Origin of the sequence: Streptomyces wedmorensis (assembly GCF_000716445.1) — a bacterium.
GTDB classification, from domain to species: Bacteria; Actinomycetota; Actinomycetes; order Streptomycetales; family Streptomycetaceae; genus Streptomyces; species Streptomyces wedmorensis.
Window position 1 is genome coordinate 50,906 of record NZ_JNWK01000018.1, and the last position, 22,950, is coordinate 73,855.

At 69.1% G+C, this 22,950-nt stretch carries 13 protein-coding genes; 9 read left to right on the top strand and 4 right to left on the bottom strand.

Annotated elements, in window-relative coordinates:
* Nucleotides 1–23 precede the first annotated feature (23 nt).
* Complete coding sequence (locus OO54_RS16730; protein WP_157856489.1) at nucleotides 24–1,526, bottom strand: hypothetical protein; 1,503 nt, start codon at nucleotides 1,524–1,526, stop codon at nucleotides 24–26.
* A 304-nt stretch (nucleotides 1,527–1,830) separates the two neighbouring features.
* Between OO54_RS16730 and OO54_RS16735 the strand changes: the two genes are divergently transcribed.
* The 7 genes from OO54_RS16735 (at nucleotide 1,831) to OO54_RS16765 (ending at nucleotide 16,525) form a co-directional block, all read left to right on the top strand.
* Nucleotides 1,831–3,231, top strand: coding sequence for a PIN-like domain-containing protein (locus OO54_RS16735; protein WP_033203937.1), 1,401 nt, complete (start codon nucleotides 1,831–1,833; stop codon nucleotides 3,229–3,231).
* Between the two features lie 317 nt (nucleotides 3,232–3,548).
* Nucleotides 3,549–3,986 (top strand): hypothetical protein, encoded by a 438-nt coding sequence (locus OO54_RS16740; RefSeq protein WP_234439403.1) that lies wholly within the window; start codon nucleotides 3,549–3,551, stop codon nucleotides 3,984–3,986.
* Nucleotides 3,987–4,112: 126 nt separating this feature from the next.
* Nucleotides 4,113–7,973: a BREX-2 system ATPase PglY family protein gene (locus OO54_RS16745; RefSeq protein WP_033203941.1), complete on the top strand. Its 3,861-nt coding sequence runs from the start codon at nucleotides 4,113–4,115 to the stop codon at nucleotides 7,971–7,973.
* On the top strand, nucleotides 7,973–10,717 hold the full coding sequence (gene pglZ / locus OO54_RS16750) for a BREX-2 system phosphatase PglZ (RefSeq protein WP_033203942.1): 2,745 nt from the start codon (nucleotides 7,973–7,975) through the stop codon (nucleotides 10,715–10,717). The genes OO54_RS16745 and pglZ overlap by 1 nt, the downstream gene beginning before the upstream one ends.
* On the top strand, nucleotides 10,714–12,045 hold the full coding sequence (gene brxD, locus OO54_RS16755) for a BREX system ATP-binding protein BrxD (protein ID WP_033203944.1): 1,332 nt from the start codon (nucleotides 10,714–10,716) through the stop codon (nucleotides 12,043–12,045). Before pglZ ends, brxD begins: the two co-directional genes overlap by 4 nt.
* Nucleotides 12,042–14,174, top strand: coding sequence for a DEAD/DEAH box helicase (locus OO54_RS16760; RefSeq protein ID WP_033203946.1), 2,133 nt, complete (start codon nucleotides 12,042–12,044; stop codon nucleotides 14,172–14,174). Before brxD ends, OO54_RS16760 begins: the two co-directional genes overlap by 4 nt.
* Nucleotides 14,175–14,455: 281 nt before the next feature.
* Nucleotides 14,456–16,525, top strand: coding sequence for a DUF2075 domain-containing protein (locus OO54_RS16765; RefSeq protein WP_033203948.1), 2,070 nt, complete (start codon nucleotides 14,456–14,458; stop codon nucleotides 16,523–16,525).
* A gap of 49 nt (nucleotides 16,526–16,574) precedes the next feature.
* Here the strand turns inward: OO54_RS16765 and OO54_RS48320 are convergent, their stop codons facing one another.
* From OO54_RS48320 to OO54_RS16775, 3 genes are all read right to left on the bottom strand, one after another.
* On the bottom strand, nucleotides 16,575–16,709 hold the full coding sequence (locus OO54_RS48320) for a hypothetical protein (RefSeq protein WP_267888954.1): 135 nt from the start codon (nucleotides 16,707–16,709) through the stop codon (nucleotides 16,575–16,577).
* A 259-nt stretch (nucleotides 16,710–16,968) separates the two neighbouring features.
* Complete coding sequence (aceB, locus tag OO54_RS16770) at nucleotides 16,969–18,591, bottom strand: malate synthase A (protein WP_033203950.1); 1,623 nt, start codon at nucleotides 18,589–18,591, stop codon at nucleotides 16,969–16,971.
* A gap of 226 nt (nucleotides 18,592–18,817) precedes the next feature.
* The gene (locus OO54_RS16775; protein ID WP_033204013.1) at nucleotides 18,818–19,432 is read right to left on the bottom strand and encodes a nucleotidyltransferase family protein; all 615 of its coding nucleotides are present in this window, start codon (nucleotides 19,430–19,432) and stop codon (nucleotides 18,818–18,820) included.
* Between the two features lie 197 nt (nucleotides 19,433–19,629).
* Between OO54_RS16775 and OO54_RS16780 the strand changes: the two genes are divergently transcribed.
* Complete coding sequence (locus tag OO54_RS16780; protein ID WP_017236867.1) at nucleotides 19,630–19,950, top strand: DUF5955 family protein; 321 nt, start codon at nucleotides 19,630–19,632, stop codon at nucleotides 19,948–19,950.
* Between the two features lie 280 nt (nucleotides 19,951–20,230).
* Nucleotides 20,231–22,903, top strand: coding sequence for a winged helix-turn-helix domain-containing protein (locus OO54_RS16785; RefSeq protein ID WP_051786993.1), 2,673 nt, complete (start codon nucleotides 20,231–20,233; stop codon nucleotides 22,901–22,903).
* Nucleotides 22,904–22,950: the final 47 nt, after the last annotated feature.

Consider the following 22,950-nt stretch of genomic DNA (forward strand, 5'->3'; position numbering starts at 1 on the left):
CGTCCCGGGCCGCAGACACTGCCTCAACTGCACGCCCGAGACGTTTTCTCCGTCACCGCCACATCCTCCAGACGAACGGAAAGGGGCTCGCCCCGCCGTGGATCCCACAGCCAGACCCGGTCACCGGACGGGCCGAACGTCAGCAGCGGGCGAGCGGAGGCAAGCGGCCCGTTGAAGACCGCGATGTCCTCGCTCAGCGGCTTCACGCAGACGAGGCTGCCCTGGATCCCGTAGTACCGAGCCGGATCGCGGCCGGACGCCACCGCCGCCCGCGCCCGGGACGAGTCGATCTGAGCAACGGCGATTCCGGTCAGCAGAGTCATGCCCACGACGAAGAGGGTCATCAGCGCAAGTCCCACTCGCTCCATGCCGCGCACCCGAATGAGGTGGAAATGGCGGGCCCACCCGGCGAGGGCCAGAACAACCGTGACACCCAGGGCTGCGGCGCCGACCGGCACGAGTGATGCCGCGTAGGACCAGTACACAGACACGGAGGCGGCTTCTGACGGAAGATCGAACGCACGCCGCAGGTAGACCGTGTGCATCAAGCCTCCGAACCAGGGGAGGGTGAGCCCGAGCGCGGGGATCAGAGCGGGCACCGCCCAGTTGGCGTTGCGGCTGAACCAGGAGTGCACGAAGGCGTACCTGAGGCCGTACGACACCGGGGGAATGAGAACCACGGTGACAGCGGCCCATGCGACCGTCTCTGCGGAGGGCGTACTCGCCACGATGCCCGGGACCTGCATCCCGATCACGACCGAAATGCCCACGAAGAGTGAGCCTCTTACAAGCGGGACGATCTGAGCCCCGGGCTCGCGACGGGGGGCGAGTTTCGTACCTACCGGCCACACCAGCGCGCATGCGATGAGGATCGGGAGCAGGACGAGCAGGGCTTCCGAAAGGGCGGCCACGTACCCGCATGCCACTCCTGCGATGGTGTAGGCCGAAAGGAGCAGCGCAGCAGGCCAGAGGTTGAAGGACTCAGCAGGGGCGTCCTCGGGATTCCGTCCTTCCATTCCCGCGGGGATACGCAGGTGGAGAATCCCTGGGTCGTAAGGGCGACGAGTGAAGGCCCCGCGCGCCAGCAGCTCAGCTACTGCCTCGACACGCGGTCGGCCGTCCTGCTTGATGATCCGGACACTCGTCACCAAGCCCAACAGCTCACGCCAGGCGAAGATGCGGCTTCTGAAGTCCTGCCGTACGGAGGGTCCGGCCAGTGCCTCCCGACGCCCGCGGTAGGCATGCAGCACCGTCCGGTGGTCCACGGACAGCTCGTGTTCGACGAGTGCCGCATCCACCACCCACATCCCCGCCTGATGCCGCCGTGCCAGCCACTCGATCTCCGAGACCGCCGCCTGCACCGCGCCGAACCGGGCTCCGTGCAGGCGCACTTCCACCAGCAGCCCCCGACGTCCGCTCCCCAGAGCGTCTTCCTCTTCGTCGCCGGGCACCCACGGCCGTACCGACCACCCCCGCCCCTCCAACAGCTGCGTCGACAGCTCCGACTCCTCCGGGCTGTCGACCACCGCGACGAGTAACTCGACCCGCCGGTTGAACGGCTCGACAGGCAGTGGCGAGGGCGCCGGGTCCGCGCTGTCCTGGCGGCCACCGGAGCCATTGCCATCCCGCTGAGCCGGAATCGCCCTGCCCGTCCTGCCCGTCGTACGCCGAGACACCCGTCGCATACCTGACACTCCACACCTCCGTGGTCCGACTTCAGCCCAGGCGAGATTTGGCCGAGAGGTCACTCCCGCACCTCGGTCGATCCTGGAACCATCCCTCCTATGCCCGAGGCATGTACCGGGCCAACGAGGGGAAGCGCACAGCAGTATGGGGTACAAGGACAACCCGGAAGGCCAGACCACCGGACGCGGGATCTTCGACTGCGACGGGGCCCACCGCACCCCGCTCAAGAGCGACTACGAGCGGGTCTTCCAGTCCGGGATGATCGTCCTCGACACCAACGTGCTGCTCAACCTCTACCGTTCCAACGCCCGCACCCGGCAGGACACCTTCGCTGTCCTCTCCAAGCTCCGCGACCGGCTCTGGGTCCCGCACCAGGTGCTCACCGAGTTCTGGCGCAATCGCGAACTCAGGTCGATCCGCCATCACCACAGCACCCGGGCGAAGGAGACCTCCCTCGCCCTCGACAAGGCGCGCAGGTCGGCGCACGACGCCGTCGACCGGTGGGTGAAGGACGTACGTCTCAAGCAGGACGAGGGCGTCACCCTGCGCATCGACGAAGGGCTCAAGACGCTCGCGGAGGCGATCGACGGACTACGGGAGATCATCGACGCGCAGGCCGAGCGGGATGCTCTCCTGGGCACGGCCGAGACGCACAGCGACCCCGTACTGGCCGACCTGGAGCCGCTCCTGCAAGGCCGCATCGGGGAGCCGCTGCCGACCGACGAGTACGACAAGGCGGTCCAGGCGGCGCAGAAGCGAGCGGACGAGGAGATCCCGCCCGGGTACGAGGACTTCAAGACGAAGCCGCCGGAGCGCGCGGCCGGCGACTACCTCCTCTGGGTGCAGCTCCTCAAGGAGGCGCAGAACCACGAAGGCGACGTCTTGCTCGTCACCGGTGACGTCAAGAAGGACTGGTGGCACCCGAAGGACGGCGACATCTCCGCCCGCCCTCGAGCCGAGCTGGTGGTGGAGCTGCGTGAGCACGCCGGTGTACAGCTCTACATGCTGACCCCCGCCGACCTGCTCAAGTGGGCAGAGGAGCTGCTCGAGGGGCTCGATGTCGACAAGGACTCCGTCGACGACCTGGAGCAGCTTCGTGAGGCGGACCGCGAAGAAACGACGGCCGAGACCGGCTGGACCCGACAGTCCCTCGGAATCTTCGTCGAGCACCTGCGGGTGCGCTACCCGGCACACGCCAAGGTGATCATCGCCGCCGCGGCGAACGGCGGCTTCGTGGACAGGGCCACCGTGTACGACCTGGCGGGATATCCCGACGACCGGCGGCTCAAGGGCTTCACCCGGCCCATCAGCACCGTGGCACGGGAGCTGGAGGACCAGGGGCTGCTGACGGGCGAGGAGTCCTTCCTGCTCCACACCATCTACGGTTCGCCTACCGAGCCCTCGTGGGCCACCGGGTTCCGGATCCCGGACGAGGCCGTGCCGATACTTCTGGAGACGTTCGTGGAGCCGGGGCGGTCGCCGCAGCCCCCCAAGGGCGAGGGCGACCCCGGCGACGGCTCGAAGCCTTCAGAGACCGAGCGGTAGGAAGAACAGGTCCGTGGCACCGGCGCCGCGGCTCCTGCCCCGAGGCTGAAATCGCACCCTTGCCCTCCTCGTATCTCCCTGTCACACAAGGGAGAGCGGATCGAGGACAGGGGGCAACCGTGAGCGGGGGCACAGAGAGCAGCGGAGGCGCCGCGGCGCCGTCACGGTGGGCGCGGGAGTGCTTCGGAAAGCAGGCGAGCGGGCTGGTCGCGGGGATTCCGAAACGGCTGGCGCGTGCTCATCAGCGGGCGAGGATCGCGCACGACCAGGCCGATCTCAAGAAGCGCGGGCCGTACGGGCACGTCCTGGCCGAGGCCGTGCTGGAAGAGCTGGCGGACGAAGCCCGCGCCCTCGGAGGATCGGTCCGTGAGCTCCGTGGCTACGACTTCGCCGTCCTCAACGGATGGGCCCTCTTCCCCTTCAAGTATGCCGACCGGCCGGTCCCTCTCGATCGTGCCCGGTTGCGTGCCGACGTTTCCGCCCAGCGAAAGCGCCTGCTGACAGCGCACGGTCCCGAGCCGCGGGAAGGGCTGTTTCCCCTGGAAGAGGTTTCGACCACCCCGGAGTACGACAAGATCCACGAGGTGTTCGAGGAGCTCGGACGCAGCACCAAACTGGTCTCGGTCTTCTTCACCGCCAGCCGCGGTGAGGGCATCCACTCCATTCACTGGGGGGAGGCGCACCTCGAGGACGACCGCACCTTCACCTGGTCGCCGGTGGAGCCTCTTCCTCTGTACACGGCCAAGGGCCGGTGATGATCGACTGGCTGCCGCGGAAGTTCCCATGCCCCCGCTGAGAGCCCCCGCGAGCTGGCAAGATAGGGGGGACGAGCGCGCTGCGCGGACCATGTGAACCGCCGAGTGAGGGAACGAGAGCCACCGATGTCCACGAATGAGCTCTTCCTGCGGGATGTCATCGACATCAAGGAAGACGTCCACGCCGGCGATTTCAAGGTGGAGCTCACCGGGGGCTTCACCGAGACCGCCGCCAGGGTCGCGGAATACGTGGTCACCGACCAGCTGAAGCTTGCCTTCGGCAAGGCCCTCGGAATCGTCCGCGCCGCCGTGCGGGGCGGGAACTCCCACGCCGCCTACCTCCACGGATCCTTCGGTTCGGGTAAGAGCCACTTCCTGACCGTGCTCCACGCCGTCCTCAACAACGAGCCGTCGGCACGCTCCAAGCCCCGGCTCCAGGAAGTCATCGCCGAACACGACGAGTGGCTTCGGGGCAAGCGGTTCCTGATGGTGCCGTACCACCTCGTCGGCTCCACCGACCTGGACTCGGCCCTGCTCGGCGGGTACGTGGCCGAGGTGCGGCGCCTGCACCCGGGCGCCCCCACCCCCGCCGTCTACCGTGCCGACTCGATGCTCGCCGACGCGGCGAAGCTCCGGAACAGCATCGGCCACGACGCTTTCGTGGCGCTGCTTCCCTCCGCCGGTACGGATTCCGGCAACTCGGACGGTGACCTCGACGATCTCGATGTGATCGACGGCTCGGGGGTGGCCTGGACCTCCGGCGATCTGGACGCGGCCTTTGCCGCGCCCGCGGGCGACGCCCGACGCGACCGGCTGGTGTCGGCGCTGCTGACCGGGCCGATGTCCTCCTACGCGGAGGGCGCCCGAGGCGACGCCCAGGCGTTCCTGCCGCTGGAGAACGGTCTCGCCGTCATCAGCAGGCACGCGAAGTCCCTCGGATACGACGGTCTCGTCCTCTTCCTCGACGAGCTGATCCTGTGGCTCCAGGCGCACATGTCGAACCGGGAGAAGGTGAACTCCGAGGTCAGCAAGCTGGTCAAGCTGATCGAATCCGGCGACAGCGCCCGCCCCGTTCCCATCGTGTCCTTCATCTCCCGCCAGCGTGACCTCTCGCAGCTCGTCGGCGCGGACGTCGTCGGTGCCGACGTGAAGAACCTGGAGCAGCAGGTCGAGTACCTGGCGGGTCGCTTCGACGTCGTGAGTCTCGAGGACCGCAACCTCCCGGAGATCATCAAGGAGCGCATCCTCAAGCCCAAGGACGAGCAGGCCCGGGCGGCTCTGGACGGGGCTTTCGGAGCCATCGAGTCCACCAGCTCGCAGGTCAAGGACGTCCTGCTCGACGCGCACGGCGCCACCCATGCCGACTGGGCGGACTTCCGGGCCGTCTACCCCCTCTCGCCCGCGCTCCTCAACGTCCTCGTGGCACTCTCCGGCGCGCTCCAGCGCGAGCGGACGGGTCTCAAGCTGCTGCAGGAGATGCTGCGGCGCCGGCGCGCCGACTTCAAGCTGGGGGAACTGATCCCCCTCGGCGACCTGTGGGACGTGCTCTCCGACGGCACCGGAGAGGCGTTCACCGACCGCCTCAAGAACGAGGCGGAGGCTGCGCACACCTTCCACACCAAGGTGCGGGCCCACCTGCTGGAGAAGTACGGATCGGAGGAGAGCGAGAAGTTCATCGCCGACGACCGGTTCGTCAAGACTCTGCTGCTCGCCGCGCTCGCCCCTGACGTACCCGCCCTCAAGCGGCTCACCGGGGGTCGGATCGCCGCGCTGAACCACGGCTCCATCCGCTCCCGCACCGTCGCTCCGGGCTCGCTGGTCGTGACGCGACTGCGTGAACTGCAGGCCGAGTTCGGCGAGATCCGGGCCGACGGCGACCAGGACCCCGTGTTCACCCTCCACCTGTCCGATCTGGACATCGAGCCCCTGCTCGACATGGTGGCCGACGAGGACCGCACGGGAGCCCGCCGCATCTGGGTCAAGGACCAGCTCTGGAAGGCGCTCGGGCTCAAGGACACCGGCGCCTTCGTCTGCGAGCACGACATCGTATGGAAGGGCAGCAGGCGCACCGCCGAGTTCGTCTTCGAGAACGTCCGCGACACCGCGCAGCTCCCCGCCGAGCAGTTCCGTCCCGGCGTGGACGGCCGTGTGCGGTTCATCCTCGACTACCCCTTCGACGACGGCCAGCACTTCCCCAACGACGACGCCCAGCGGGTCGAACTGCTGCGCTCCGAAGGGCTCATGGCGCCGACCCTCGTCTGGCTGCCGTCGTTCTTCTCCGAGCAGAAGAACGCCCAGCTGGGGCGCCTCATCAAGATCAACTATCTTCTTGAGCGCGACCGTCTCGACGACTACGCCGGGCACCTCGCCTCCGACGACCGCGTCCGCGTCCGCCATCAGCTGGCCGCCCAGCGCGACACCCTGACCTCGCAACTGACCGCCACGCTCGCACAGCTCTACGGCATCGCCAAGGTCGACGAGAACAGCGTGTCTGCGGAAGTCAGCGAGGGGAAGCACATCCTCTCGCTGCTGCCCGAGTACAGCCGGCCCCAGCTGCAGGGCGGCAAGTCCTTCATGGACAATCTGCAGCACCTGGCCGACGGCGTCTTCGGCGCCCTCTACCCCAAGCACCCCGACTTCGACCGGGCCGGTGACCGCAAGCCCGTCACGCCCGCCGAGCTGAAGACCGCGCTCACCTGGATCACCCGGGCCATGGACGACGGCGGCCGCCGCATCGAGGTCGACAGCCACCACCTCAAGACCGTCAAGAAGATCGTCGAACCGCTCGAGCTCGGCCAGGTCCATGACGGTCCGCTGGTTCTCCGCAACGACTGGCGTGCACGGATCAACCAGGCCGCTCATCAGCACCGGCCCGGCGCCGAGGACCTCTCCGTCGAGGAGATCCGCCAGTGGATCGCCAAGGACCACGGCTGGACCGGCCTCGACAAGAACGTCAGCAGCCTGATCATCGCCACGTACGCGCTTCTCGACGACCGTGCCTGGATCTTCCACGGCGGCAGCCCCCTGCCCCAGGCGCCCGACCTGAACGACATCGGGGCGGGCCATGGCCTGCGCGCACAGCAGCTGCCCACGGACGAGGAGTACACGACCGCCAGGGAAAGGGCTGCCAAGATCTTCGGAGTGGCGGTCCAGCCCACCCTCTTCGCGCGGAACGTGAACAAGCTCCACACCGGCGTACGGGAAAAGATCAGCCAGTACGAGCAGGCGGTCTACGGGGTCCGGACGTCTCTGATCCGGCATGCGGAAGCCCTGGGGCTGGATTCGGACACCAGCGCACGGGCGTCGTCCGCGAAGGACGCCGCGGATCTCCTCGCTCGCCTGGGGCGTCACCACGAAGCGACCGCGACGGTCAGGGAACTTGCCGGTGTCTCGTATGCCACATCGGACGCGGCGCTGGCCACGGCCATCACGTCCGCCCCCGAGGTGCTCAAGGCGCTCGACGACGCCGACTGGCAGCTTCTCGACAGTGTCCGTGGCTTCGCCGGGCGGCGGGACAACGTCGGCGAGCGGGCCGAGCGGTTGATCGGGGAGATCGCCGAGGCCGCCGCCGCGAGTGAATTCGAACGCTCGCTGGTCCCGGTCCTGGACTCCATCCGCAGCAAGGCCGTCGCACTGGTCAAGGACGCCGCTCGGCTGGCTCAGGTGGCGGAACCGGTAGTACCGCTGCCCCCTGTCGAGCCGACCCCGGACGATGTCCGCCTCACCCAGCACGGCACACCACCCGTATCGTCCACACGCTCGACGCCGGGACCCGGCGCCTCCGTGGGCACGGGGGGTGCGGCGGGCTCCCGGACCGTACGCCTGCAGCCGAGCCACATGGAGAACGCCCTGAGCAAGGCGATGGACAACCTCTGGGACGAGATCCTCGCCTACTCCGCCGCCAACCCCGGGATGGCAGTCGAGATCACCTGGCAGGTCGTGCCGCCGGAGGAGAGCCGGTCCGCAGGCGCCGAGGCGCAGTCCTGATGGCGGTGCGGCCGCTCATCGACCGCAGAATCGTCGAAGCACTCCTCGAGACGGAGCTGCGGCGGGCCAAGGACCGCCGTCTCCTGTTGGTCCACGCCCGATACGACAGCGCGGCCCCCACCGACTTCACGGTCCGGATCGACGGTCGGCAGCGCCTGGTGCGGGTCACCGACCAGGATTCCGTTCTGGGAATCGTCGACGCGTGGCAGCGGCTCCTGGCCGAGCCCGAGCCCGACAGGCTGCTCGTGGTGACGAGCGATGTGCCGGCCACTGCTCTGGGCTGGGACCTGCGTGCCCATGCCGTCGGACGCCGCAGCCTCACGGTCGACCGGGCCGAGATCGTCAAGCAGCTCTTCGGGGCCGCCGACCTCGACCCTCGCGTGATCCGTGAGGCCTGGTTGCTCGACGCCCTGATCGATGCCGAGCCCGCCGACGGTTGGCCGCGTGACGGATCCGTCCTCACACGGGATGCCGCCGTAAAGGCACTTGTCGGTGAACGTCTGGGGCTGGGTCGTGCAGCAGGGGGGCACGCCCCCGATCTGGACACCAATGCGTTGCTGGCCTGGTCCCGGACCACTGCGGGTCCGGCTCGCTTCCGAGAGCTGGCCGCATCGGAGCGCGACGGGCTGACCGACTGGCTCAGCGGCGTGATCGGGTCGGCCGCACCCACACTTCTCGCGCTCATCGCGGACGGCAGGGGACAGGACGCCTTGGCCCTCGGTGTCCTCGGCTCCGTATTGAGCGCGCCGGATGCTCCGGCCGGAACGAGCTTCGCGCTTGGAGGCCTGTTCGGTTCGACCCTGCGTTCGGTGGACGACCTACCCCCCTTCACCTCCTCTGTGATCGGCACGCTCGCACGATGGATCGGCGAGGCCGAAGCCAACAGCGCTTCGGGCGCCGAAGCACGGCAGCGTGTCTACGCGGTACTCGACCGAGCCGACCAACTCGCGGCCGAAGCCGGACTGGGGCAGGCTCTGCGGGTCGATCCCCTGCTGCCCTCCGGACTCAAGGCGCGCTTGAGAGATCTGGCCGCCGCTCTGGCGACCTCTGCCGAAGAGGCCGAGGCAGCGCTGAACCACGTCCTGGCCCATCAGCTGGCCCGCCTGCACCCGGCCAGCTGCCATGCCGCACGCATGGCGGTGCGCGTCCTGCGATGGCTCGACGGGCCGACTCCTGTCGTGGCATCGGTGGGACAAGGGGTCAGCGAACACTTTGCTCAATGGGGGTGGGTCGACCGTGCGCTTGCCGTCCTGGCGGAGGGTGACCCGCTCGGGGAATCAGCCGTGGGCCAGGCGTACCACCTGCTCATCGGGAAGGCCCGTGACCGGCGCGCGGCCATCGACGAGCAGTTCGCTGCCCGATTGTCGGGTTGGGCCCTGACCGCCTCGACACAGGCGCCGGCGGGCGCTCTCCTCATCGAGGACGTGCTCACCACCCTCGCCGTACCACTCGCCGGAGCGGGCAGGACGGCAGCGGCTCCGCTCGTGCTCGTACTGGACGGCATGAGCGCAGCCATAGCGGCGCAGCTCGGGGACGAGATCGACCGTCGTGTCTGGACGGAGATCGTCCCGGCGCCGCAAGGGGCGGAGGGCGCACGGCGTCAGGCGGCCGTGTCCATGCTGCCGTCGGTCACCACCATCAGCCGGGCCTCGCTGCTGTCGGGGACAGCCACGAGCGGCAAGCAGCCGGCGGAGAGCAAGGGGTTCGCAGCTCTGTGGCAACGGCATCGGCGCACTGCGACGCTCTTTCACAAGGGCCGGATCGGCGGGGTCGAAGGCCACCGCCTTGCCCCTGAGCTGCTCGATGCGCTCGCCGGCGACGGGGTGGTGGGTGTCGTACTGAACACCATCGACGATGCGCTGGACCACGGGCAGGAGGGCGAACGCACCACCTGGCGGCTCAAGGACATCAGTCACTTGCTGGACCTGCTCAACGCCGCTCGCGGCTACGGCCGTCCCGTCCTGCTCGTCTCCGACCACGGCCACGTCATCGACCGTTCGCCCCCGGGCCGCGGACCGGTCAAGGCAGCGGGCGTGCAGAGCGCCCGCTGGCGCACGGGCACAGCCGGGGAGGGCGAAGTCGAGCTCAGCGGACCGCGCGTCCTGGCAGGCGAGGGCTCCATCGTGGCGCCATGGCGTGAGGACATCAGGTACACACCGCGCAAGGCGGGGTACCACGGTGGGGCGTCGATCGCCGAGGTGACCGTGCCGGTGATCGCCTTGGTGCCGTCACAGGAGCTGCTGCCGGCGGGGTGGGTCCTTCTGCCGCCCGAACAGAGCGTGCCGTCCTGGTGGGAACCTCGCACCGAGACCGCAGCCGTCGCGGAGCCGGAGGCTTCGGCGAGCCGCCGGGGCCGGAAGCCCAAGGAAGCGCAGGCCGGCGAGGGACTCTTCGCAGCGGACGACGTGGCACCGGAGACGCCGACGCTCGGCGACAAGGTCGTGCGGACACAGCGGTACACGGCACAGAAGGCGTTCGTCCGCAGGGCCCCGGACGCCAAGGCGGTGGCTGCTGTGATCGACGCGCTCACCGCGGCCGGTGGAAAGCTGACCCCGGACGCGGTCGCCGCCGCCGCGACCGCTGCCACCGGAAGGTCGCAGCGGAACCCCGAAATCTTCGTCACCGTGGTGCAGCGCCTTCTCAACGTCGAAGGCTACGGCGTGATCAATCTGGTGGACGCGGGACGGACCGTTGAGCTGAACGTCCCGCTTCTGCACGAGCAGTTCGGAACGGAGCGTCCGTGACCGGTGTGACGGAGGTCAGCGCGGCCCGCCGCCGCGAAGTGGTGGACGCGCTGAGGCGCGGCACCGTGCCGCAAGCGGGGCTCGATCTGTTCGCGGTCGGTCTCGACCGCTTCGCCGCGGCCCTGGACGATGACCTTGCGACAGCGGCGCGCGGTGGGTCGGCGTTTCACGCCATTCGTGGTGAGTACGGTTCCGGCAAGACGTTCTTCGCCCGCTGGCTCGCCGAGCGGGCCAAGCGCGCGGGGCTGGCCACCACGGAAGTGCAGATCTCCGAGACCGAAACCCCGCTTCACCGCTTGGAGACGGTCTACCGACGTCTCACGGAACGGCTCACCACAGCCACCCATCAGCCCAGCGCGCTCAAGGCGGTGGTCGATTCGTGGTTCTACACCCTCGAGGAGGAGATCCTCGACGCCGGTGAAGTGGCGGACGACGACGAGAAGGCACTTGCCGTGGCCGTCGACGAACTGATGGAGCAGCGACTTGCCGAAGTCGCCCGGACGACGCCTGCGTTCGCGGCGGCCCTGCGCGGCTATCGGGAGGCGCGTGCTGCGGGCGACAACGCGACGGCCGAGGCGCTCATCGCCTGGCTGGGCGGGCAGAAGTCGGTCGCGGCCTCGGCCCGCAGAGCTGCGGGGGTCCGTGGAGACCTGGACCATTTCGGCGCCATGGGCTTCCTGCAGGGCCTGCTCACCGTGCTGCGTGACTGCGGCCACCCCGGACTCCTCGTGGTTCTCGACGAGATCGAGACCCTGCAGCGGGTGCGAGGCGATGTACGCGAGAAGGGGCTCAACGCCCTGCGGCAGCTGCTGGACGAGATCGACGCCGGACGTTTTCCCGGCTTGTTCCTCGTGATCACGGGCACGCCCGCGTTCTACGACGGTCAGCAGGGCGTCCAGCGGCTTGCCCCGCTGGCTCAACGCCTCGCCACCGACTTCACCACCGATCCTCGGTTCGACTCCCCGCGCGCGGTGCAACTACGCCTTGCCGGTTTCGATCTGCCGAGGCTGGGAGAGCTCGGGCGCAATGTCCGCGACCTGTACGCCGGTGCTGCACGGAACCCGGAACGGATCGGAGCGCGTGTCGACGACACGTACCTGAGCGAACTTGCCACGGCGGTCACAGGTGGCCTCGGGGGAAAGGTGGGAGTCGCCCCCCGATTGTTCCTGCGCAAGCTCGTCGCCGATGTCCTGGATCGTGTCGACGAGTTCGACGATTTCGACCCGCGTCGGCACTACGCGCTCACCGTGTCCGGTGCCGAGCTCAACGAGGTCGAGAGGAACGCCGCACGGGCTGACGCGGACGACATCGAGCTGGACCTTCCGTGACCTCTCTCGACGACCTCGATCCCGTATTGACGCATCACATCGTCAACTCCCTGGGCTGGCGTGGCCTTCGTCCACTGCAGGAAGAGGCGATCGAACCACTGATGGCCGGTGAGGACGCGATCCTGCTGGCACCCACGGCAGGCGGAAAGACTGAGGCCGCCTCTTTCCCCCTGTTGTCGCGGATGTCCGCAGGGCGGTGGCAGGGCACCTCCGTCCTCTACGTGTGCCCTTTGAAGGCCCTGCTCAACAACCTGTTGCCGCGATTGGAGACGTATGCCTCGTGGCTCGGCCGTACCGCGGCTCTGTGGCACGGCGATGTCACCGCAGGCCACCGTAAACGCATTCTGAACAACCGGCCCGATGTCCTGCTCACCACGCCTGAGTCGCTGGAAGCCATGCTGGTCAGTGCGAACGTCGATCACAAGGCGTTCTTCTCCGGGCTGCGGACGATCGTGGTCGACGAGGTACACGCCTTCGCGGGGGACGATCGAGGCTGGCATCTGCTCGCGCTCCTCGAGCGGCTGCAGAAGTCTGTCGGGCGTCCGATCCAACGCGTGGGCCTGTCAGCGACCGTAGGCAATCCGACGGAACTCCTCCATTGGCTCCAGGGGTCCGGAGCCGGCATTCGCCCGGCACGAGTGGTCGCCCCCCACCTCGCCGCTCCGAGCGATACGAGTCCTGCGACACAGCCGCCCTCGGGCGACATCCAGCTCGACTACGTCGGTTCCGTCGAGAACGCGGCCCGGGTGATCTCTTCCTTGCACCAGGGAGAGAAGCGGCTCGTCTTCTGCGAGTCACGGCGACTCGTGGAAGAACTGGGCGAGCAGTTGCGTATCCGAGGAGTCACCACCTTCCTCTCGCACGCCTCACTGTCGGTCGATGAACGGCGGCGTGCCGAGCAGGCGTTCGCGGAGGCGCGGGACTGCGTGATCGTCTCGACCAGCACCCTGGAACTCGGCATCGATGTCGGAGACCTGGACCGGGTCATTCAGATCGACGCCCCGGCGACTGTCGCGTCCTTCCTCCAGCGGCTCGGCAGAACGGGGCGGAGGGCCGATACGACGCGGAACTGTCTCTTCCTTGCGCTGACGGAAGACGGACTGTTGTCGGCGGCCGGCATGCTCCTCCTGTGGTCACGAGGCTGGGTGGAGCCGGTCGTCGCCCCACCCGAGCCGCGTCACATCGTCGCTCAGCAGCTCCTTGCTCTCTGCCTCCAGGAACACCAGGTCGGAGACCAGCTGTGGCGGGAGTGGTGGAACGGCCTGGGGCCGTTCGGACAGCCCGCGGAGCCGGTTGTGAAGCACCTCGTGAACGAGGGCTACCTCGATCGTGACGGCGGCATGCTCTTCATCGGCCCGGAGGCGGAACGACGCTTCGGGCACCGGCACTTCATGGGCCTCACGGCTGTCTTCACCGCGCCCCCCCAGTTCACTGTGTTCCAGGGCCGTACGGAAATCGGCCGTACCGACCCGGATCTCTTGACGGAGGAGGTCGAGGGGCCGCGAAAGCTTCTCCTCGCGGGCCGCAGCTGGGTGGTCACGTACATCGACTGGCGCCGCAAACGATGCTACGTAGAGCCGACCGACGGGGGCGGAAAAGCGAAGTGGAGCGGACTCGGATTCACCCGCGCGACATCGTTCGAGCTGACCCGAGCGGTCCGCGAGGTGCTTCTGGGGGCGGATCCGCCGGTGAACCTCACCAAGCGGGCCGTGGCCTCTCTCGCTGACGCGAGAGACCATTTCATGGACGCGGTACATCCGGTCGGAACACTGATCGTGCGCGGAGCCGGCGGATATACGCGTTGGTGGACCTGGGCAGGGCACCGGGCCAATGCCACGCTCGCCAGTTCGCTCAGCGCGGTAGCCGTCCCTGCGCAGCACGTCAACGATTGTTGGGTCCGCCTCAGGGAAGACGTCGATCCGCAGGTCTGGAAGCAAGCACTCGCAGACGCATCAGGACAGCTGTGCCTCCCTGAGGTGGACGCCCGGGCGGTGAAGGGGCTGAAGTTCGGCGAGGCGCTTCCGCCCCGACTTGCCGAATCGACCCTTGCGGCGCGCTTCTCCGACCTGGTGGGGGCGCAGACCGTGTTGGACGAACCGACGCGATTCATGGCGGGCCTGGGTACCTGACATTGTCTGCCGGTCGAAGCCTGTGATGAGAAGAGTGCCTGACGCTCTTCTGAGCGACACGGGGCTCGAGGCGTTTCTCGCCAGGATCCGTGAGCTCTGCGCTCCGTCGCCGGAACGTGGCCGTTCGAGTGGCGCAAAGTGATCGCCCACCTGAGGTGGTGACCGTTCAGGTCGTCTTGTCGACGCTCTATGATCACTGAAGTCATCGCGGCCCGACGGGCTTCCACCAAGGGACAGGCCCCCACCCGCACGAGCTTTCTCGTGTCCTGGGGGATCCCTTCGTGCTTCTGTTGCAGCTCTCTGCGCGGCACCTTCTGAAACTCCACCGTAGGGACCGTCTGTTGCCGCACTTGGCCGCACGCTGGGTTCGGTTCAAGGGGAAGCCGGCCTCTGATTCGGAGCAGGAGGCATGGAGGGAAAGCCTGGTCAGGCTGGCGGAGGAGCTGGTGGACGCCGGGCACGGTGATCTGCATATGTTCGTGGAGTGTCAGCCGCAGGGAGTGGACGGCGCGGCGGACGTGATCCTGGTCGGAGTGCACCCGGAGACAGGTCAGGATTCCCTCCTCGTCGTGGAGCTCAAGCGGTGGAGCTCTGTGGAAGCGACAGAGAATCCTGAGAAGGTGGCTGTGCAGGGCTACAGGAAGCCCAAGAAACATCCCAGTACGCAGGTGGGAAAGGTTGTCGACTTCTTTTCCTCTGATGCGTCGATGAACGGCCTGAGCGTCTCCTACGCGGGAATCTCTTATCTGCACAATGCGCTCGAGGAGTCCGTGAAGCCCCTGCTCGCGGCGGGAACCCCCAAGGGGGCGCATGCCTTCTATTTCACGGATGACACGCGTCTCGATCTCCTGGAAGAGGTGCGTGACCGATTCCGGAGGGAGAGCGGTGAGCCTGCCGCGGGACGGTTGTTGCGGCGGCTCGGGCTGCGCAACGCTCCACTGTTGGAGGCGATGGCGCTCTCTGAAGGGGTGGACACGGCATTCACCCTGAGGGGTGAGCAGCGAAGCGTCTGGCGTGATGTGAAGCGGGCGGTGGAACGAGGGCGGGAGGGTGGCGGCGAAGAAGATGCCGAACGTGCTGTCTTCCTGGTCCGGGGAGGGGCGGGTACCGGGAAGAGCGCCATCGGTCTGCAGCTGCTGAGGCATTTCACGGCGGCCGGCCTGAGCGCACGCTATGCCACTGGATCGATCGCCTTCCATGCTGCCCTGGAGGAGCTGTTTCAACGTGACGCGGTTCTCTCCAAGGAGCAGTTGGCGCATTTCCTGAGTTTCGTCGAGCCACCTACGCCCGCACTTGATCTGCTGATCTGTGACGAAGCCCACCGCGTACGCGAGTTGTCGAATCTGCAGTACTGGTCAGCGGAGAAACGCGGCACCAAGCCTCAGGTGGACGAGCTGATCCAGGCGGCTCGGGTAACCGTGTTCCTATTGGACGACAATCAGTCACTGCGACGCGGCGAGGTGGGCTCCAGTCGGCTCGTGGCCGATGCGGCGCTGCGTCACGGCGTCACTCCGGATATCTACGACCTGCACAACGAGTTTCGGTGCGGTGGAAGCGAAGGGTATCGAAGGTGGGTTCTGGACCTCCTCGGCCTTTCCGGCGAAACACCGCACGTGTGGGAGTGGGACGGGCTCATGCACGTCGAAGTCGCCGACAGCGTGGAGGACCTCGAGAAGGTGGTTCTGGAGGAACAGCGAGACGGCGCTACGGCTCGGATGGTCGCGGGGTTCTGCTGGCCATGGAACTTTCCCGATGAAGAGACCCGTGAGCTTCCGCTCGACGTGGACATCCGGGGCTGGAATCGCCCATGGAACGCGAAAGGGACGCTCCGTCGATACGCGAACGGTGAACCTCCTGCCGAGCTGTGGGGAGTGGACCCGGCCGGCATCGGCCAGATCGGCTGCGTGTACACCGCGCAGGGCCTCGAGTGGGATTGGTGCGGGGTCGTTCTGGGTGAGGACATGGTGCGACGTGGCGACGAGTGGCACTTCAAGAAGGGGAAGGTATCGAAGAAGGACGAGGAGACCGGGCGGCGGGAGTTGCTCGAAACGGGCTCCGTGGACCCTGGATTGCCGAAGGATCCGGACGAGTTCGCTCGCCGCATCCGGAACGCCTATCACGTGCTCCTGACGCGTGCCAGCTCCGCTACCGTTCTCTACTCGGTCGACCCGGAAACCCAGCGTTATCTCAAGAAGATGGTCGCTCCCGTCGAAGAAGAGGGGCTGAGGCCTACGGCTGCAGCACAGTCGGAGCTGCAACGGTTCGAACGCAAGCTTCGGGCGCATGACGCCAAACAGAAGCGAAAGCGGGATAATCCGGGCAGCCGTCAGCTAGGCCTGTTCGACTCGTGAGGGGCCTGGCGAAATGAGGCGGCGGGCCGCGAAGGCCCGCCGCCGTCCACTACCGGATTCCGGTGATGGACGCTGCCATGTGCCCTGCCCAGAGCAGCAGTTCCGTCGCCAGGCCACCAGCAATGCTGAGGGCGAGGTCGTACAACCAATTGCGCCGAGAGGGCTTGTACTTGGCGGGCTCCATGCCAGGCATCTCCTTGAGGAGTCGGATCATTGGCAGGGAAGTCCCCAGCCGGGGCACCAGCCGATCCGAGAAACCGCGACAAGCACACCCCTTCGGGGAAGGGGTGGCAAGCTCCCCAACGGTACCTCGCAACAGCTCCTTTGTGCACAGGCGTAAGGAGGCACGGGGAGGCAAGAAGGCCTTGGCGTGGTGTCGTTTCGACACCACGCCAAGGCCTTCTGGGTTCGGCTGCTGTGCGATTCAGCCGAGGGTCAGGGAATCAGCCGACCAGTTGCTCGTACGCGGGGAGGGTGAGGAAGTCGGCGTAGTCGGCGTCGAGGGAGACGTGGAGGAGGAGGTCGTGGGCCTGCTGCCACTTGCCGGAGGTGAAGGCCTCCTCGCCGATCTCGGTGCGGATGGCGGCGAGTTCCTCGGCGGCGACCTTGCGGGCCAGCTCCGGGGTGGCCTTCTCGCCGTTCTCGAAGACGACGCCCGCGTTGATCCACTGCCAGATCTGGGAGCGGGAGATCTCGGCGGTGGCCGCGTCCTCCATGAGGTTGAAGATGGCGACGGCGCCGAGGCCGCGCAGCCACGCCTCGATGTAGCGCGTGCCGACCTGCACGGCGCTCACCAGGCCCGCGTAGGTGGGCTTGGCGTCGAGGGAGTCGATGGCGATGAGGTCGCCGGGGGCGACGGAGACGTCCTCGCGGAGGCGGTCCTTCTGGTTGGGCTTGTCGCCGAGGACGGCGTCGAAGGAGGCCATGGCGATCGGGACCAGGTCGGGGTGGGCGACCCAGGAGCCGTCGAAGCCGTCGCCGGCCTCGCGGTCCTTGTCGGCCTTGACCTTCTCGAAGGCGACCTTGTTGACCTCGGCGTCCTTGCGGGACGGGATGAAGGCCGCCATGCCGCCGATCGCGTGCGCGCCACGCTTGTGGCAGGTGCGGACGAGGAGTTCGGTGTAGGCGCGCATGAACGGGGCGGTCATCGTGACCGCGTTGCGGTCCGGCAGGACGAACTTGGCGCCGCCGTCACGGAAGTTCTTGACGATGGAGAAGAGGTAGTCCCAGCGGCCGGCGTTGAGGCCGGCGGCGTGGTCGCGGAGCTCGTAGAGGATCTCCTCCATCTCGTACGCGGCCGTGATGGTCTCGATGAGGACCGTGGCGCGGACGGTGCCCTGCGGGATGCCGACGTAGTCCTGCGCGAAGACGAAGATGTCGTTCCAGAGGCGGGCCTCCAGGTGCGACTCCGTCTTCGGGAGGTAGAAGTAGGGGCCCTTGCCGAGGTCGATCAGGCGCTGGGCGTTGTGGAAGAAGTAGAGGCCGAAGTCGACGAGCGCGCCGGGCACCGGGCGTCCGTCGAAGGTGAGGTGGCGCTCCTCCAGGTGCCAGCCGCGGGGGCGCATGACGACCGTGGCGAGCTGGTCGGCGGGCTTGAGGGCGTACGACTTGCCGGAGCGCGGGTCGGTGAAGTCGATGTTCCGCGTGTAGGCGTCGATCAGGTTGACCTGGCCGAGGACCACGTTCTCCCAGGTGGGCGCCGAGGCGTCCTCGAAGTCGGCGAGCCAGACCCGCGCGCCCGAGTTGAGCGCGTTGATCGTCATCTTGCGGTCGGTCGGGCCGGTGATCTCGACGCGGCGGTCGTTCAGGGCCGCCGGGGCCGGCGCGACCTTCCAGGAGTCGTCGGCGCGGATCGCGGCGGTCTCCGGCAGGAAGTCCAGGGTGGACGTACGAGCGATCTCGGCGCGGCGCTCCGCCCGGCGGGCGAGGAGTTCGTCCCGGCGCGGGGTGAACCGCCGGTGCAGTTCGGCGACGAAGGCCAGAGCTGCTTCGGTGAGCACCTCTTCCTGGCGCGGCAGGGGCTCGGCATCGACGACGGCCAGGGGGGACGGCGCTGGTGCGGACATGAACTGTCACTTCCTTCAGCGGACTTCACGGGCGGTGCCAGGCGGCCGCCGGGCGTCGCGGGACGGCACGGAGTGCCGGAGGCGCCGAGATACGGCCGCAAGCGCCTTCTGAACGAGCAGGCGCTTCTGAACAGTGGATACTAGTTTCCTCATGGTGGAAGTTCAATGGTTTGTTGATGTCGAGATTCTCCGGATCGACAGAACATGGCGCGCGGTGCCAGCGCGTTCACTCCAGGTGGGACAGATCCGCCTCCGTGTCGATGTCATAGGGCTCGGCCACATCCGAACAGTCCACCGGGGTGATCGCATCCCGGTGCGCCGCCAGATAGTCCCGGGCCCCCCGGTCGCCCACCGCCGACTCCTCGACGCCCGCCCAGTGTCCGGCGCCGAACAGCACCGGGTGGCCCCGCTCCCCGTCGTACGAGGCCGCCGCCAGCGTGTCCCGCGAGCCGTACGCCGCCCGGACCCGGGCCACCGCCTCCACCCCGATCCCCGGCTGGTCGACGAGCAGCACCAGCGCCGCGTCCACCCCGCGCGCGTCGGCGGCCAGCGAGGAGAGCCCGGCCCGCAGCGAGGAACCCATCCCCGCCGCCCACTCCGGGTTGTCCACCAGCACGCACCCGGGCAGCTCCGCCCGCTCCCGTACGACGTCGGCCGACGCCCCGAGCACCACGTGCACCACCTCGCACCCGGCCCCGCGCAGCACCTCCACGGCATGCTCGACCAGCGGCCGCCCCCGGTGCGTGAGCAACGCCTTCGGCCGTCCCCCGAGGCGCCTCCCGCCCCCCGCGGCGAGCAGCAGTCCGGCGACGACGGGGCTTCGATCCTCTGCAGCTGTCATGGGGACTGCATACCTCATCAGGCGGAATCACACGGTCGCCTGAATTCCGTCCACCAAGGGTGGCGCGGCGGGGTGGCGAAGGAGTTAACTGGCCCGCGGCTCACGGCGCCCGACCGCCGTCCGGGGGGTCGGCTCGGAGTGTCCGGAGTGTTCGTCGTACGGAGTTCTGCGCACAGTGTCGTGCGAGGGGGAGAACCATGTTGCGAAGCGTGGGGCAGAGGCGAGTGACCGGCGAGGGCGTGGACCCCAGGGTGGCCGAACTGCGGTCCGCCGTGTCCCGGCTCCGGCGCGAACTCGCGGCGCACCGGGTCGAGTTTGCCGACCGTGGCATCGCCGAGGACGAGCTCGCCGCGCTCGACGCCATGGCGCTCAGCGGCGACCCCGAGGTACGGCGGCTGCGCCGCTCGCTGCTGCTCGTCGCAGGCTCCGTCGGCTCCGTCAGCGCCCTCGCCGAGGGACTCGCCGGGGTCAGACGCGCGGTCGAGCTCTTCGGGCCGCCGCAGCCCGGCGGGCAGTAGGCCGACGGCCCGGGCACAGCACCGGTTCACGACCCACCACGACCGGGCCCGACGCCGACGACGCTTCCCACGGTGACCGGACCGGATGCTCGCAGGACGCCCACGACGACCGGGCCGAGTTCCTCCGGTGGCCCCTCGGATCCCCCCGGCGGTCCCCTCGGACCGGGACCTTCGGGTACCCAGGAGGGGTTCTCACCGCTCTGTGCGGTGGCCGATTCGGGGAGAAGACTTCCATCCTGAAGGGAGGCCCCTCCCCGGCGGGCCCGGCCGGAAGGTGGTGGTGGAGGTGGAGGACACGGGGGACGAGCTTCCGCGGGGCGTGCCGCTCAGCGGCGGCGCAGACCCACTGGGAGACCCGTTCCTGCGGACCCGGTTCGCCCTGCCGGGCCGCCCCGGCACGTTTCTGCGGCGCGACCGTCTGGTCGAGCACCTCGGGCAGGCCCTGCGGACCCCGCTGACCCTGGTCAACGGCAGCGCGGGGGCCGGGAAGACCCTCCTGGTCGCGGACTGGGCCGCGAACCTCGGGCAGCCGCTCGCCTGGCTGACGCTCGACGCGGAGGTCGAAGGCCCCGGGATGTTCTGGGCCCACCTCCTCCAGGCACTGAACGCGGGTGGCGTACCGCCGCCGACCGCGATCGACCTCCCCGCCGACGCCACCCGGGTCCACCACACGCTCCTGAGCCGGCTCGCCTGGGAACTCGCCGGGCGCGACCGGCCCGTCGTCCTGGTGGTCGACGAGTTCGACCGGATGACCGACCCCGAGGTCGCACGGCAGCTGGAGTTCGTCCTGCGGCACGCACGCCAGGGACTCCGCCTCGTCCTCGTCAGCCGCACCGAACCCCTCCTCCCGCTCCACCGCTACCGCCTCACCGGTGAGATGACCGAGATCCGGGACGCCGAGCTGTCCTTCACCCCCGAGGAGGCGGTCGAGCTCCTCGAACTGCACGGGCTGCCGCTGGCCGTCCCGGTGGCCCGGGCGCTCGTGGAGCGCACCCGGGGATGGGCGGCGGGGCTCCGGCTGAGCGCCCTGGCGGCACGGTCGAGCCCGGATCCCGAGCTCTATCTGAAGGAGTTCGAGGCGGGACAGGGCACCATCGCCGACTTCCTGCTGGCCGAGGTGCTGGAACGGCAGCCCCCCGAGACCCAGGACCTGCTGCTGCGGATCAGCGTGCTGGACCGCTTCTGCCCCGACCTGGCGGACGAACTGACCCAGCGGCGCGACGCCGCGACGATCCTGGCGGGACTGCACCGGGCGAACGCCTTCGTCGAGGACTTCGGGCACGGCTGGTACCGGCTCCATCCACTGTTCCAGGAGATCCTCCGGGCCCATCTGCGCCGCCGCGCCCCCGGTCTCGAACCGCAGCTGCACCGGCAGGCCGCGCACTGGCTGCGGCGCTCCGGCATGCTGCCGGAGATGCTGGCCCACGGCGCCGCCGCGCAGGACTGGACGTACATGGCCCAGGCCCTGGTCGAGGATCTGGCGATCGGACAGCTCTTCACCGGCCTGGGCGCCGGGGAACCGGCGGACTGGTTCGCCGGCATGGACGGGGAGACGCCCGACCCGGCCACGAACCTCGTCCGCGCCGCGTACGCGCTGTCCCGGTCGGACCTCGACGGAGGCATGACGCATCTGCGCCGTGCGGCCGGACAGCCGGCGGTCGACGGCCGCGACTCCCCGGCGGCCCTGCTGAGCCGCGCCCTCCTCGAGGCACTGGCCGGGCGGCTGGCCGGCTCGGCGCGGCCGGGGGAGGAAGCCATCCGGTCGGCCCGGGAGCTGATGCCGCGGCTGCCCTCCCGCCTGCTGGACGGACACCCGGAACTCGGCGCCCTGCTGCTGACCCACGTGGGCTCGTCCCGGCTGTGGGCCGGACGCTTCGACGAGGCCCGGGAGGCCCTCACCGCGGTGACCCGCGGGCCCCGTACGGCCTCCACGGTGCTCCCGCGGCTGGAGGCACTGGAACACCTGGCGCTCGTCGACCACCTCAACGGGTGGCCGGGCGCGGCGGAACGCAAGGTGCTCGCGATGACGGCCGAGGCCCAGCGGTACGGCCTCGCCCCGCCGTGGGGTTCCGGACTGGGACAGCTGGTCCTGGCCGCGGTCGCCCTCGGCCGGGACGACGTGGACCGGGCCGAGGCCCTCCTCGCCGGGACGCCCGGTCCGACGTCGGCGGACCCGGTGGTGGCCGCGGCCGCACGCGCCGGGACGGCCCGCGTACTCCTGGCCCGGGGCCGCACGAGCGCCGCTCTGGCCGTGGCGGCCCGGGCCGTCCCCGCCACCGACGTCTCGCCCTGGGCGGAGGGTCACGCCGCCCTGGTCCTCGCGGAGGCCCACCTGGCCGAAGGCCGCCCGGACGCGGCCGTCGAAGCCCTCCGGGAGTTCGCCGCGGACCAGCCGCCGTGCACCGTCGGCGCGGCACGGGCCCACCTCGCCGCAGGGGACCCCCGCACGGCCGTCCACCTGCTCGACGGCCTCGCGGCCCACGGGCGGTCAGGGCCGGGAGTGGCCGTACCGGCCGCGCTGGTACGGGCCCAGGCGGCGGCGCTGGAGGGAGATCCCGCCACCGCCCGCAGGCTGCTCGCGCAGGCTCTCGTCGACGGCCGCCGCGAGGAGCTCAAGCGCGCCTTCCGGAGCGCCGGGCCGTGGATCGGCCCGTTCCTGGCAGAGCCCGCGCTGCGGGCGCTGGCCGCCGGATGGCTCGTACCCGACCCGGAGCCGCACGGTGGACCGGAGCAGGGCGGACCCGGGCCCGGAGCACCGCTGGAGGAGCTCAGCGGGCGGGAACGCGAGGTCCTGGAGCGGCTCGCCCGGGCGATGTCGACCGAGGACATCGCCGCCGACCTGTATGTGTCCGTGAACACGGTGAAGACCCACCTCAAGAGCGTCTACCGCAAGCTGTCGGTCCACCGGCGCAACGACGCGGTCCGCCGCGCCCGCGAGCTGCGGCTCCTGTGACCGGACGCCCGCCGCCCGGACGACGGACGCCACCCGCGCTCACCCGC

Excerpts from the sequence above, each read along its gene's own strand:
- OO54_RS16780 (WP_017236867.1), top strand. The coding sequence starts at position 19,630 with ATGTTGCGAAGCGTGGGGCAGAGGCGAGTGACCGGCGAGGGCGTGGAC.
- OO54_RS16775 (WP_033204013.1), bottom strand. The coding sequence starts at position 19,432 with ATGACAGCTGCAGAGGATCGAAGCCCCGTCGTCGCCGGACTGCTGCTC.
- OO54_RS48320 (WP_267888954.1), bottom strand. The coding sequence starts at position 16,709 with ATGGAGCCCGCCAAGTACAAGCCCTCTCGGCGCAATTGGTTGTACGAC.
- pglZ (WP_033203942.1), top strand. The coding sequence starts at position 7,973 with ATGGCGGTGCGGCCGCTCATCGACCGCAGAATCGTCGAAGCACTCCTC.
- OO54_RS16735 (WP_033203937.1), top strand. The coding sequence starts at position 1,831 with ATGGGGTACAAGGACAACCCGGAAGGCCAGACCACCGGACGCGGGATC.
- aceB (WP_033203950.1), bottom strand. The coding sequence starts at position 18,591 with ATGTCCGCACCAGCGCCGTCCCCCCTGGCCGTCGTCGATGCCGAGCCC.
- OO54_RS16745 (WP_033203941.1), top strand. The coding sequence starts at position 4,113 with ATGTCCACGAATGAGCTCTTCCTGCGGGATGTCATCGACATCAAGGAA.